Origin of the sequence: Archangium lansingense (assembly GCF_026626635.1) — a bacterium.
Classification (GTDB): domain Bacteria; phylum Myxococcota; class Myxococcia; order Myxococcales; family Myxococcaceae; genus Archangium; species Archangium lansingense.
Genome location: NZ_JAPNKA010000001.1, coordinates 4508337 through 4520545, shown reverse-complemented (window position 1 = coordinate 4520545; position 12209 = coordinate 4508337). Strand labels below are relative to the sequence as shown.

General features: G+C 67.3%; 13 protein-coding genes. 8 read left to right on the top strand and 5 right to left on the bottom strand.

Annotated elements, in window-relative coordinates:
- The first annotated feature begins 15 nt into the window (after positions 1 to 15).
- From OV287_RS18540 to OV287_RS18520, 5 genes are all read left to right on the top strand, one after another.
- Positions 16 to 399 carry a carboxypeptidase regulatory-like domain-containing protein gene (locus OV287_RS18540; protein ID WP_267535365.1) on the top strand — a complete coding sequence of 128 codons (384 nt, stop codon included), beginning with the start codon at positions 16 to 18 and terminating at the stop codon, positions 397 to 399.
- A gap of 72 nt (positions 400 to 471) precedes the next feature.
- Positions 472 to 1335 (top strand): ribonuclease HII, encoded by an 864-nt coding sequence (gene rnhB / locus OV287_RS18535; RefSeq protein WP_267535364.1) that lies wholly within the window; start codon positions 472 to 474, stop codon positions 1333 to 1335.
- Entirely contained in the window at positions 1332 to 1961 is a 630-nt protein-coding gene (locus OV287_RS18530) for a hypothetical protein (RefSeq protein ID WP_267535363.1), read from the top strand. Before rnhB ends, OV287_RS18530 begins: the two co-directional genes overlap by 4 nt.
- Before the next feature lie 69 nt (positions 1962 to 2030).
- Positions 2031 to 3689 carry a DUF262 domain-containing protein gene (locus OV287_RS18525; RefSeq protein ID WP_267535362.1) on the top strand — a complete coding sequence of 553 codons (1659 nt, stop codon included), beginning with the start codon at positions 2031 to 2033 and terminating at the stop codon, positions 3687 to 3689.
- 1 nt (position 3690) lies between these two features.
- Positions 3691 to 4917: a type II toxin-antitoxin system HipA family toxin gene (locus OV287_RS18520; RefSeq protein WP_267535361.1), complete on the top strand. Its 1227-nt coding sequence runs from the start codon at positions 3691 to 3693 to the stop codon at positions 4915 to 4917.
- Positions 4918 to 4981: 64 nt separating this feature from the next.
- On the opposite strand, the gene OV287_RS18515 is transcribed toward OV287_RS18520, so the two are convergent.
- Positions 4982 to 5509, bottom strand: a complete 528-nt coding sequence (locus OV287_RS18515; protein ID WP_267535360.1) for a hypothetical protein — start codon at positions 5507 to 5509, stop codon at positions 4982 to 4984.
- 74 nt (positions 5510 to 5583) lie between these two features.
- Between OV287_RS18515 and OV287_RS18510 the strand changes: the two genes are divergently transcribed.
- The 3 genes from OV287_RS18510 (at position 5584) to OV287_RS18500 (ending at position 7936) form a co-directional block, all read left to right on the top strand.
- The gene (locus OV287_RS18510) at positions 5584 to 6006 is read left to right on the top strand and encodes an NUDIX domain-containing protein (RefSeq protein WP_267535359.1); all 423 of its coding nucleotides are present in this window, start codon (positions 5584 to 5586) and stop codon (positions 6004 to 6006) included.
- A 16-nt stretch (positions 6007 to 6022) separates the two neighbouring features.
- A complete protein-coding gene (locus tag OV287_RS18505; protein ID WP_267535358.1) occupies positions 6023 to 7174 on the top strand; it encodes a M50 family metallopeptidase in 1152 nt (383 codons plus the stop codon).
- Between the two features lie 111 nt (positions 7175 to 7285).
- Entirely contained in the window at positions 7286 to 7936 is a 651-nt protein-coding gene (locus tag OV287_RS18500; protein WP_267535357.1) for a hypothetical protein, read from the top strand.
- A 97-nt stretch (positions 7937 to 8033) separates the two neighbouring features.
- Here the strand turns inward: OV287_RS18500 and OV287_RS56210 are convergent, their stop codons facing one another.
- From OV287_RS56210 to OV287_RS18475, 4 genes are read right to left on the bottom strand one after another with little or no spacing between them, the layout of a single operon-like run.
- Entirely contained in the window at positions 8034 to 8702 is a 669-nt protein-coding gene (locus OV287_RS56210; RefSeq protein ID WP_308809620.1) for a molybdenum cofactor biosynthesis protein, read from the bottom strand.
- Positions 8703 to 8708: 6 nt separating this feature from the next.
- Positions 8709 to 10550, bottom strand: a complete 1842-nt coding sequence (locus OV287_RS18485; RefSeq protein WP_267535356.1) for a PKD domain-containing protein — start codon at positions 10548 to 10550, stop codon at positions 8709 to 8711.
- Positions 10551 to 10569: 19 nt separating this feature from the next.
- Positions 10570 to 11292 carry an MXAN_2562 family outer membrane beta-barrel protein gene (locus OV287_RS18480; protein WP_267535355.1) on the bottom strand — a complete coding sequence of 241 codons (723 nt, stop codon included), beginning with the start codon at positions 11290 to 11292 and terminating at the stop codon, positions 10570 to 10572.
- Positions 11289 to 12203: an MXAN_2561 family MXYO-CTERM-anchored protein gene (locus tag OV287_RS18475; protein ID WP_373371833.1), complete on the bottom strand. Its 915-nt coding sequence runs from the start codon at positions 12201 to 12203 to the stop codon at positions 11289 to 11291. The genes OV287_RS18480 and OV287_RS18475 overlap by 4 nt, the downstream gene beginning before the upstream one ends.
- Between the last annotated feature and the right edge of the window lie 6 nt (positions 12204 to 12209).

The following is a 12209-nucleotide window of genomic DNA, read 5'->3' as shown; positions in this document are numbered from 1 at the left end:
GCGCAATCCCTCCGCATGCTCCGGGCACGCCAGCTGCTGCTCCTTCTGGGTCTCGCGCCCCTCGTCTCCTGTGACGGGGGCATACGGGTGAACCGGCAGGGAGACCCCTGCATCGAGAAACTCATCACCCTCCGGGTGGAGGTGACGGACTCACAGGGAACCCCGGTCCGGGACGCCATCGTCACCGCCACCCACGTGGTCACGGGACGCACCATCACCGGCACCACCGGGGACCGAGGCATCACCACGGCGGTGAACGAGGACATCGGCGAGGGCCTGGTGCGACTGACGGCTACGGCCGGCTCCAAGGTGAGCGCTCCGGCCGAGGTGGCCTGGACGTGTGACGAGTGCCACTGCCACCCCGAGCCCAGCAGCGTGCAGCTTCAGCTCCACCCGTAAGGCCCCTCCGGGCGGCCGTCTCCTCACTCGGCGTTTGTCGTGCGCGTCCCGACTCGCTAGGTTGAGGACGCCATGTCGAGTGTGGAAGACCTCCTGCAGTGCTCCTTGACGGAGCTGACCGAGCGCTTCGTCACCCAGTCCCGCGCCGTCCCCTCGGGGCTGCTGGAGGCACTGGAAGCGGATCCGCGCCAGGGAGCGAAGGTGCTCGCCCGTCGCATCCGAGGCCGGCAGGGGAAGAACCGCGCCGAGGGTCAGCGCTTGCGCCACCTGCTGCGCTTCGAGAGCGAGCTGTGGGAGCAGGGCCACACGCACATCGCTGGAGTCGACGAGGCAGGCAGGGGCCCGCTCGCCGGCCCGGTGGTCGCGGCGGCCGCCATCCTCGCCAAGGGGTGGAAGCTGGAGGGGTTGGACGACTCGAAGAAGATCGCCGACGAGTCGCGCCGCGACGAGCTCGCCGAGGCCATCAAGCTCGGCGCGGTGGCCTGGGCGGTGGGACAGGCAGACGCGGAGGAGATCGATCGGCTCAACATCCGCCGGGCGAGTCTGCTGGCCATGCATCGCGCGGTGCAGGGGCTCGGCATCCAACCGGACTACGTGCTGCTGGACGCCTTCACGATTCCCGAGTGCACCCTGCCCCAGCGCGGCATCATCAAGGGGGATTCGCTCTCGCTGAGCATCGCCGCGGCATCGGTGCTAGCGAAGACGACGAGGGACAGGCTGATGCGGGAGTTGGACGCACAATACCCGGGCTACGGACTCGCCGAGCACAAGGGCTACCCGACGGCGGAGCACGTACAGAGCATCCGGGAGAAGGGGGTGCTGCCCATCCACCGCCGCAGCTTCGCACCGGTGCGGGAGGCACTCGGGCTCAGCGAGCCCGCCCAGGCCCCCGGGCCTATCCAGGGTGAGCTCTTCACAGGGAACGGGCAGCGGTGAGCGCAGACAGGGACATCGACGGGTGGCTGGGCGAGCGGGGCATCACGGCAGCGGACTCGCGAGCCCGGGCTCGGGCCGCGCTGGAGGAGGTGGGGCTCACCAGCGCTCGCAAGGTGCGCATCAGCGAGCCCAAGCTGCCAAAGGCCGAGCAGGTGTTGGCCGAGCGCTTCTACCGGGTCTGTGCCGCGGCGGCGTGCCAGCAGATGGCGAGGGCGAGTGGGAGGGAGCCGCTGCAGGTGGAGCCGCGCAGCCATTGTGAGCATTGCGGTGGCTCGAACAACCGGCGCGCGGAGACGTCCTTCCTGGAGGTGTGTGAGCGCCACGGGGTGCGCCGGGTGGTGGTGGTGGGCGGCTCGCCGGCGGTGCGCGAGGAGTTGGAGGACAAGCTCGGCGGACGCATCGAGCTGCGCATGGTGGACGGCACCGAGCGGCGCACGGCGGGCAAGGCACAGAGCGACCTGGAGTGGGGAGACCTGGTGCTCGTCTGGGGCGCCACGGAGCTGCACCACAAGGTGAGCACTCATTACACGCAGCCGGGCACGCCCCATCGCCACAAGGTGGTGCACGTGGCCCGGCGAGGCGTGGCCGCGCTGCTCGAGGCCGGCATCACGCACCTGGAGCGGTGAGTCGCAAAGATACTCCTCGTCCGACCGACCTGTCCGGTAACGTGCCACTGCCTCGTCTATAAGAAAGCCATGCCCTCTCCCTCGCCACTCACGCGGCGCCCCCGAGCGACCGCCTTCAGCATCGAGGATCTGCTGGACCACGTTCGGCAGGGGAGCATCCGCATTCCTAAGTTCCAGCGGCCGCTCAAATGGACTGCCAGGGACATCAATGAGTTGCTGGACAGTGTCTATCGAGGCTATCCGATCGGAACCCTTCTGTTCTGGCAGCGCGAGGCGCCCGCCTCCCACATCGAGATCGGTCCGGTGAGGTTGGACGCTCCCCAAACCGCTCAAGCCCTGTGGGTCGTGGATGGCCAACAGCGCATCACCGCACTCACTGGGGTGCTCCTCCACCCAGACTTCAATGGTGAAGGCGGCAACGACAACTACAGACTCTACTTCGACCTGGAGAAGGAGGACTTCGTTCGGCCTACCCGCCGAGAGCAACTGCCCGCGCACTGGCTCCCCATGAACGTGGTTGTGGACAGTGAGCTATTGCTCAACTGGTTGGACCGCTATTCCGGCCGAGCCGAGCACCCCGAACACACCAGGACGGCCATCAAACTCGGCAAGATGCTCAGGGAGTACCAAATACCGGCATATATCGTCGAAGCCGATGCGGAAGAAACCCTCCGCATCATTTTCGAGCGACTGAACTCCACGGGCAAGGCACTCTCCAAAGCCGACGTTTTCCACTCGCTCCATGGAGGCCTGAGCCGAGAGCAGCCTTCAGATCTTCGCTCTCTGTCGCGAAGCCTGGAGGAGATGGAATTTGGCACCATCGAAGAGGAATGGCTACTCAAGGCCGTTCTCTCCATCGAAGGTCTCGACATTACCCGGGACTTCCGGTCGCAGTTCAAGGGGGACCATGATTTGAAAAGCGCACTCCGTCAAACGGAACGCGCATTGCGCGACACCATCGTCTTCCTCAAGCGGGACGCCGGAATTCCTCGCATCGAACTCCTGCCGTACAAACTCCCCCTCGTCATCCTGGCACGATTCTTCCACCTGCATCCCGAGCCTTCCGCACGCTCACGCGAGCTGCTCTCGCGATGGCTTTGGCGTGGTGCCATCACCACCTTTCACAGGGGTGAGAGCATTCCCACCGTTCGTAAGAGCCTGGCTGCCATTGGCCGGACTGAAGACGAGTCCATACAAGCGTTGCTCTCCGAGCTTCCCAAGGCTCCCGCCAGGGAACTGAACCTGCTCGATTACAATTTTCGTACTGCGGAAACCAAGCTGCAGGTAAATGCCCTGCTCGCACTGCACCCGCGAGATCTCCGCTCCGGCGAGTTCCTAGATGTTCCCTCTATCGTCGGCACGCAAGGAGCTACTGCCCTGCGTCCCATCATCACATCCCCCCCGCGACTTCGCCCCGATGATGTGGGTGCACCCCTGCTCAAGAGGCTGATGCAGGGGCTCGCCAACCGGCTCTTTCATCCTGCAATGGAGAAGCATTCATTGCTCACCGCCCTTGAGCAACCCGTTCATCCAGAGGTGCTCAGCAGTCATGGTATTCCCTCAGAAGCGTTCACCGTACTCCAGCAAGGAAACAAACTAGGGCTCCTGGCTCTCCGGCAGAGATTCCTCGAACATCACATCAAGGCGTTCCTCGACTTGAAAGCACGTTGGCTGGAATCGGATCGCAAGTCACTCCAGTCCTTGCTCATCACCGACGAGGAGGCTTGAAGTGCAGCTCCTAAGCAGAGAGATTGGCGTCCTTGATGTCCGGCTAGGCGATGTCCACGTCGGGACGCTGAACCTGCTGGAAGACGAATATACGGAGTTCATCATCTCCGAGGAGTACCGTCAGCGGTACCCACGGCCCGTTCTCGGACAGTCATTTGAAGATGACCTCACGCGGAGGCGGTCGAGCCGAATGCGCTTGTTACCATTCTTCTCGAACCTTCTCCCAGAGGGACCCCTTCGAGAGCTCATCGCGGGGAAGATGGGCGTGCACCCACAAAGGGAGTTCTTCCTCATCGCGCGGCTTGGTGAGGATCTGCCCGGTGCGGTCCTCATCACCCCAGCGGGTGTGTTGAGAGGAGACGCCTCCGAACCTATGGTAGGACTCGAGGAAAACCCCGCGCCCCCTGAGGAACAACTCCGCTTCTCTCTGGCTGGCGTGCAACTCAAGTTCTCCATGTTGCGCCAGGATCGCGGCATGACGCTCCCCACGAGTGGCCGCGGTGGCGACTGGATTGTCAAGCTGCCCGACAATCGCTACGCCCTCGTACCAGAAAACGAATTCTCGATGATGAGTTGGGCACGCGCCACTGGCATCGATGTGCCCGAGTTCCATCTGGAAAGGGTCGCCGACCTTGAGGGCCTTCCCGAGGGCGTCGTGTTACGCGAGGGAATGGCGTTCGCCATCCGCCGCTTTGACCGCCCAGAGCCCGGCCGGCGTGTCCACATGGAAGACATGGCGCAGGTCCTTGGGCTCTACTCGGACGAGAAGTACAAGAAATACAACTACGAGACCACTGCGAACATATTGCTCAACGTGGCCGGACTGGACGCGCTCCACGAGTTCCTACGCCGGCTTGTCTTCATCATCGCCATTGGCAATGGGGATGCCCACCACAAGAACTGGTCCCTGCTGTACCCAGATGGCATCCACGCAAGACTCTCGCCAGCGTACGACCTCGTCTCAACCATCCAATACATGCCCAATGAGACCCTGGCGCTGAATCTCGCCCGCTCCAAGCGATTCGAGGAGATATCACTTGAATCATTCGAACGGCTTGCGCGCAAACTCGGGCTTGGCGGCGATGACGTACTCCCGATCGTGAAAACAGCTGTGGAAGCCACGCTTGATTCCTGGAGGAGTCTACGTGGCGAGCTCCCCGTACCAGAGAGCTACAAGCAACGCATCGAGGAACACTGGAAGAAGGTACCACTGCTCGGGGGACGGTAGATTCCGTTATCCCCAAGCGCATCTTCGGCAGGCCCTCGGCGAAGCGACTCTCACCTGCTCCGCCTCAAGGAGCGATGGTGCAGGAGCGCCCCCCCTGGACGGCCTGATAGCGCATCCACACCTCGCAGGCGCACTGGGGCTGCTGGACGCGCGGCTCGTAGCGCATGCGCATCACGCCATCGAACTGCGTGGCGCACTGGGTCGTGGCCTCCAGGTGCACCGTCGCCTGCTCCACGGTGCATTGAGTCCCGTCGCCCGTGGTGAACGAGGCATTGGCCACGCTGCCGTCGAGCATGAAGCCGTCGTCATCCATCGAGCCCCCCTCGAGAAAGGCCCCGATGAGCTGCATGTCCATCAGCTCGTAGTTCATGCGGACGACCTCACCGGTGATGATGAGCTCTCCCGTGTCCCAGCTCTCCTTGACCGAGGAGGACCGGGTCGCGTCGAGCAGGAAGCAGTCGTCGCGGATCACCTCCACGGCCGTGATCTCGTAGGGGCCCTCGTTCTGGAGGTAGGCGTTGGTGCAGCCCACGCCGAGCGAGAGAGCCAGAGCGGACAGCAGGAGCGAGCGGAACAGTCGGTTGGCGGCCACGGGGTGCAGGCTAGCGCAGCCAGCGCGCACATGCAGGATGCAATGGCGGGACCAGCGGCTAGACTGGTCGCTCCATGGCTCCGTACAAGAATCCCATCCCCACGGTGGACTGCATCATCGAGCTGCCAGGGGAGCGTCTCGTGCTGATCCGCCGCAAGAACCCGCCCCTGGGCTGGGCACTGCCCGGCGGCTTCGTGGACGAGGGCGAGCGGCTGGACCTCGCCGCGGCGCGAGAGGCCAAGGAGGAGACCGGCCTGGACGTCGAAGTGGTGGAGCAGTTCTTCACCTACTCGGACCCGGCGAGGGACCCGCGTAAGCACACCGTCTCCACCGTCTACATCTGCCGGGCGAAGGGCGAGCCGGCAGGCGCGGACGATGCGGCCGAGGCCCTGGCCTTCCCGGTGGATGGCATGCCAACGGAGCTGTGTTTCGACCACGGCACCATCCTCGCCGACTACCTGGCCTACAAGCGGACAGGCCAGCGGCGGAAGCTCTGAGACACGGCACACCCGGATGCACTACCTCCCCCTCCTCTTCGCCCTCGGCCTGCTCGTGGCATTGCATGAGCTGGGGCACCTCGTGGCCGCCCGGCTGCTCGGCGTCCGGGTGGACCGGTACACGCTCGGCTTCGGCCCGGCCGTCTTCACCCTGCGGCTCCGGGGGACGGACTACGTCTTCGGCGCCGTCCCGCTGGGTGGCTCCACGCGCATCCGCGGGATGAACCCCCACGAGCCGGGAGTGGATGCAGCAGACCCCACGAACTTCTCGTCGCAGAAACCGTGGAGGCGGATGCTGGTGCTGGTGGCGGGGCCGCTGGCCAACTGGCTGTTCGCGCTGGGCATCCTCTTCGCGCTCTACACCTCGGGCACGCACGTGGTGGTGCCACTCACGGTGGGCACCATCAACCCCGGCTCGGAGGCCGCGCGCGCCCAGCTGCTGCCAGGAGACCGCCTCGTCAGCGTGGACGGCCAGCCGCTGGAGAGCTGGACCGGCTTCGTGGAGCTCATCGCCCAGAACCCCGGCCGCGAGCTGAAGCTGGGCGTGCAGCGCGAGGGTGAGCCTCGCGAGGTGACGGTGCGCCCGCGTCCGGACGAGCGGGGCGAGGGCCGTATCGGCGTGAGCCAGCAGTACGTGTACCGCACCCATGGCCCGGGCCAGGCGCTGCTGCAGTCCGTGGCGCACACGGGCACTGTGGTAGCCGAGGGCACGCGGATGCTCGTCGGTCTGCTCCAGGGGCGGCGGAGCATGGCAGACGCCAACCCGGTGGGGCTGGTGAAGCAGTCCTCGGGCGCGGCGGGCAGTGGCCTGGGCTCCTTCATGCGCGTGGTGGTGACCCTCTCGCTGGCACTCGCCCTCTTCCACCTGCTGCCCCTGCCCTCGCTGGATGGGGGGCGGATGCTCTTCGTCCTCGTCGAGGCGGTGAGCCGCCGCAAGGTGCCGCCCCGAGTGGAGACGGTGGTGCATGCGGTGGGCTTCCTCGTGCTGCTGGGCGTGGTGTTGACGGTGGCGCTCGCGGACCTGCGCCAGCACCTGCGGCGCACCCGCACCACCGCCGTGGTGGCCCCGCCCGACGCGGGCGCAGTGAGCCCCGCGGCAGCCACCCTCCCTGCACCAGCGGCTTCCGACGGCGGCCTTCCCCAGCGGGCGGACGGGCTCGGAAACTGAGGGCCCGCGCCCGGCCAGCCGCTGTGCACCCGGCCGGAAGTGCCCCCCGGACAACGCTCCCTCACCTGAAGGAGGCGCCAAGGCCCCGGGAAGGCCCTATGCTCCCCTCCCATGAGCACCACGGTGAAGCACGACGGCCTGTTCTGCGAGCTCTTCTGGGGCACCACCCGCAACGAGGTGTGGAGCTTCGGTCCCGAGCAGGAGCGCGTACTCGCCGCACAAGACGAGAAGACGGCCCTGCCGCTCTACGGCTTCACCCTGCCGGAGGAGCCCTTCCTGCTCGCCGAGCGTACCGAGCAGGGCTACCGCGTCTTCGTCCCTCCCGCCGCGCGCGTCGAGCGCAGCCGGCGTGGCGATGCCTTCCGCCCGGTGCCGGACGCGGAGCTACAGCGGACCGGGGAGCGCACCTGGGTGGAGCTCACCCGGGACGATCTGCTGCGCCTGCGCGAGGGCGAGCTCGCCCTGCACATCACCTACTCCGTGGCGGGCAAGCGCGAGGCGGCGGTGCGGTTGCGCGACCTGGGCTGGGTGGCGATGGGGGCGGCCCTCTTCCTCAGCCTGCCGGTGGGCTTCCTCTTCGCGGGGCCCTCGCCCGAGAAGATGGCCGAGTCCAACGCCCGTGCCCTCCAGGCGGCGCGCGAGCGCGAGCAGGCCGAGCGCAAGCGGCTCGGAGTGGACACGCCGGCGCGGCCCATCTCCCCGGATGCGCAGCAGCCCGACGCAGGGGTGAAGACGCTGCCCGCAAACCTCGGCGTCCACTAATTCAGGTAGATGCACACCCGCGAAGGAGTGCCCCTGGGAACCAGTGCGGACCACCGCGGCCATATCCCCTCTCCCCTCGGGAGAGGGGATATAAATCTCAGGGCCCCAGGCCCACCCACACCTCGCCGTCCTCGAAGAACTCCTTCTTCCAGATGGGGACGTCCTGCTTGAGCCGCTCGATGGCGTGCTCGCACCCGAGGAACGCCTCCTTGCGGTGGGGCGCGGCGGCGGCGATGACCACGGCCAGCTCGCCCGGCTTCAGCGTCCCCACCCGGTGCACGATCGCCAGCCGAGTCCCGTTGAAGCGCTCGGCCACCTCGGCACCGATCTCCGCCAACTTCTTCTCGGCCATGGGCGGATAGGCCTCGTACTCCAGCCTCAGCACGCGCCGGCCGCGCGTCTGGTTGCGCACCGAGCCGGAGAAGGTCACGAGCCCTCCATACGCCTCGCCAGACACCGCCTCCACCACCTCCTCCAGCCGCAGCGGCCGGTCCACCACGCGGAACAGGCCACCACTGCCCCCGGCCACGGGAGGGATGAGGGCCAGCTCGGCGCCGGCGGGCACCACGACCTCCGCGTCGGAGAACTCCTGGTTCACCGCCACCCGCAGGTGGGGCAGCAGGGGCGCCAGCGTGGGGTGACGCGTGGCCAGCAGGCGCAGCACGTCCGTCACCCGCGTGCCCGGAGGCACCTCCAGCGACTCACGGGACAGCCCCACGCGCTCGCGCGCCGCAGCGAAATACAGGACGGTGATGGTCTCGGGCACGGCTCCCTACCTGGTACGCGGCCGGAGCACGGTGCGAGCCCGGAAACGGCCGCCGCCCTCCTCGGGCGCGAAGTCGATGAAGATACTCTCTACAGGCGGCAGCTGATCCATCATCGTGCCCACCAGCGAGCGGGCCACGGGCAACTGCTGCGGAGACACCCCAGGCACCTCCTGGGGCGCATCCAGCTCGGCGCGCAGCCGGCCCACGTCCACCATGGCCGACAGGTGGCCGGGCTCGAAGGACTGGGCGCCGAAGCGCTCGCGCAGGGCTCCCCCCAGGTCCCCCGGAGTACGGGCTCCCAGCGACTCGCCGCCCGTCACCATCAGCCGGTCCGCCGTGATGGTGATCTCCACCGGCTGCTCCATCACCCGCGTGCGCAGGCGCGTGGCGTCCTGGCCCTTCACCACCTCGAAGGGCTGCCCGCGCGACTTGAGTCGTCCGGTGAGCCACTCCACCACCGGCTCGGAGCGAACGAGCCCCGCCTGGAAGAGCAGCGTGCCGCGCGGCTCCGGCCGCCGGTTACCCAGGAAGAAGTTGCGGTAGAAGGCCACCGCGTCGAAGTAGGCCAGCATCGTCAGGTCTCCGCGCAGCGCGCTCACCAGACTGTCCGCGCCGGCTGCGTCGAAGCCCTGATCCTTCAGCCGCAGCATCGTCCGCTCGCGGCGCTCCGAGCCGGGCGCACCAAAGACGAGCTTGGACAGCTCCTCCGGCGGCATGGACACCATCAACGCGCCGATGGGCCCCGCGGGCGCCTTGCCCAACAGCTCCGAGCCGGGCCCGCTCTTGCCCGCGAACAGCGACTTGTCCAACGCCACCCAGCCCTCCAGGTCCGCGCTGTCCTCCTCCACCTTCAGCGCCGCCCAGAGGCCCCGGATGCCCTCAGAGGTGTCCCCCTCCGCGGCCCGCGCGAAGAGGTGCACGTTGCCCGCCCCCACCTTCGGCCTCAGCTCCGTGAGCAGCGGCAGCTCGGACAGCCCCGGTCCGCTCATCCCCACGATCCGCGCGCGAATCGCCTCCTCGTCCGCGGCCTCCGTCCCGCCCTCCTGGGCCAACACCTTCTCGATGCGCCCACTCGCCTGCTCCTCCTCTGGCCCCTCCGGCTCCTCCTCCTCCGGCGAGTCCGGCACCACCAGGTAGAGGTAGCCCCGGTCCGGGAAGAGCAGCATCGACGTGCCACTCTCCCGCTGGAAGCGCACGGTGCCCTCGGGCCCGCGCCCCACGACGCGCGCGCCCCCGGACTCCAGCTCCTGCACCACCGCCTCCAGCGCGCCCTGGGTGTCCGTCACGCCCAGCAACGCCACGGTGCCCTCGAAGCCGGGCAGCGAGAAGAAGCCCACGCCCTCCTCCGGATCCACCAGCCGGGGCTCGCCGCGCAGCTCACGCAGCACCAGCGACAGCAGCGGAGCTTCCTCCAGCGCCTGACGCGCCTGGGCCTGCCCCAGCATCCGCGAGAAGAACCCCACCAGCGGCTCCACATTGCCGCGCAGCTGGGGGAAGAAGATGGCCACCTCCGCATCGGCGGGAATGGCGCGCAGCACCGGCCGGAACACCACCGTCACCGTGGCGCTGGCCAGCACCTCGCCCTTCTCCGTCGCGCGCACCGGGTAGCTGCCCGCGCGCTCGAAGGCGTGGAACACCCGCGCGCCCTGCTGCGGCGGCGAGCCGTCCCCGAAGTCCCACGTCACCTCCGGCGCGTCCTTGGCCTCGGAGCCGAAGCCCACCGGAACGCCGGCCTCCACCGTGCGATCTCCCCCCGCCTCGGGTTTCACCGCCCTCCGGCAGCCGGGACCCACCAGGGCCACGGCCACCATCAAGAGGATTGTCAGGGCTCGAGGGGAGACGCGCACATGGGCTCTCATGTACGGGCTAGTAATCCAGCGCCAGACCGAACATCCAGTACGAGTCGGAGAGATCGAAGCCCTTGCTGCCGAAGTTGTTCACTTTCGAGTAGGTGTACTCGGCGAAGAGATAACTGTGGTTCACGCCCAGGTCCGAGTCGAAGTCGCGCGCCAGCCGCGGCTCCAGCACGTCCAGCATGAAGGCGATACCACCGACCACTTCCCAGCCGAACCGCATACCGCGGCCCTGGCCTCCCACGGCTGGCGCCTCAATCTTGCCGCCCTTGGTGACCCACCACGGGGAGAAGACGAGACCGGGCTTCACGTAGGGCACCAGCGGAATGCCCCAGTAGAACGCCGGGTAGTCGAACCGGTAGACGCCGCGCACGCGCAGGGGCACCACGTGGATGCCGGTGCGCTCCGCGGAGGGATCATTCGCCTGCGTCAGGGCGTCGCCATACTTCTCCGCGTACCCCGCCGACACGCTCACGCCCGCCGTGCCGATCCCCTGATAGAAGAAGCGCTGCATCTCCAGTTCGAAGAGCAGCATGTTGGAGGTGCCAAAGATGTCCTTGAACGGCGTTGCGCCGTTGAGCGCCGCCTCCGAGTCGAGCGCCGGCCGGTACCCCCCGAGCCGGAACTCCACGGACCCGCTGCGGGGCGACTGGTTGGGCACATCGGACGTCTCCTGCGCCATGCCTGGGAGCGCGGTGAGCACTACCGCGACGCCGAGGGCCACTGCTCGAGTCATGAACGATTTCTCCTTGAGAACAGCCAGAACCCCAGGGCAGCCAGTATCGCACCGCCCGCGAAACCTCCGCCCGTGGCACCGCACCCCATCTCCTCGCCGCCCGCCTCCCGGTACTTCTCATAGAAGCCCAACGTCCTGTTGGGCGTGCCCTCCGCCGTGGCGAACGCCAGGCTCACGTTGCCCGCCCCGTCAATGGAGTAGGCCTCGAGCTGGTAGGTCTTGTCGTTCACCAGGTTCTCCACCGTGACGGCGTCGCGGTCCACGCCCTCCGTCTTGGAGGTGACCTGGGCGCCCTCCAGCATCGCCACCACCTTCACCTGGACGGCGTCATCCGGAGCATCCACCGTGACCTTCAGCGCCTTGTCCAGCGCCGCCACACTCTCGATAGTGGGCGCACCGGGCCGCTTCGTGTCGTAGGAGATCTCCAGCGGCGCCGTCGCCTTCACCACGGTGGAGCTGCACTGCCCGTAGAAATCATACGACTTCGTCGAGGCACACAGCCGCATCGTGGACTCGATCTCCACGTCGGCACTGCACGTCACCGCTGTCCCACCGTCCGAGCCAGAGGAGGTGAAGATGGGCAGCCTGGACACCTCGAAGGTCTTCGTCCCGCTGCTGCCCGACGTTCTGATGTCGTTCAGCGAGATGGAGGGCAGGGAGTAGAACGACCCCGCCGTCTGCGCGGAGGCTGAGTCCCGGCAGTCCGAGTCGGTGGTGATCCACATGGCGATCTCGGCACAGGGAGAGCCGACCACCTGCCAGTTGAAGGCGCTCGTCTGTCCACAGGAGTTCGGGCCAACGCTCATGGCGTCCGTGTTGGCCACGGATTGAACCGTGATTTGGAGCGACCCGGTCTGTCCGAACGCCGCGGACGACAGGAGGACCGTTGCGGTAAGGAGGAGGTTACGCATAGGCGG

What these genes read in the sequence shown, in the direction of transcription:
- rnhB (WP_267535364.1), top strand. Translation starts at nt 472, where the DNA reads ATGTCGAGTGTGGAAGACCTCCTGCAGTGCTCCTTGACGGAGCTGACC.
- OV287_RS18510 (WP_267535359.1), top strand. Translation starts at nt 5,584, where the DNA reads ATGGCTCCGTACAAGAATCCCATCCCCACGGTGGACTGCATCATCGAG.
- OV287_RS18540 (WP_267535365.1), top strand. Translation starts at nt 16, where the DNA reads ATGCTCCGGGCACGCCAGCTGCTGCTCCTTCTGGGTCTCGCGCCCCTC.
- OV287_RS18475 (WP_373371833.1), bottom strand. Translation starts at nt 12,203, where the DNA reads ATGCGTAACCTCCTCCTTACCGCAACGGTCCTCCTGTCGTCCGCGGCG.
- OV287_RS18500 (WP_267535357.1), top strand. Translation starts at nt 7,286, where the DNA reads ATGAGCACCACGGTGAAGCACGACGGCCTGTTCTGCGAGCTCTTCTGG.
- OV287_RS18480 (WP_267535355.1), bottom strand. Translation starts at nt 11,292, where the DNA reads ATGACTCGAGCAGTGGCCCTCGGCGTCGCGGTAGTGCTCACCGCGCTC.
- OV287_RS18525 (WP_267535362.1), top strand. Translation starts at nt 2,031, where the DNA reads ATGCCCTCTCCCTCGCCACTCACGCGGCGCCCCCGAGCGACCGCCTTC.
- OV287_RS18505 (WP_267535358.1), top strand. Translation starts at nt 6,023, where the DNA reads ATGCACTACCTCCCCCTCCTCTTCGCCCTCGGCCTGCTCGTGGCATTG.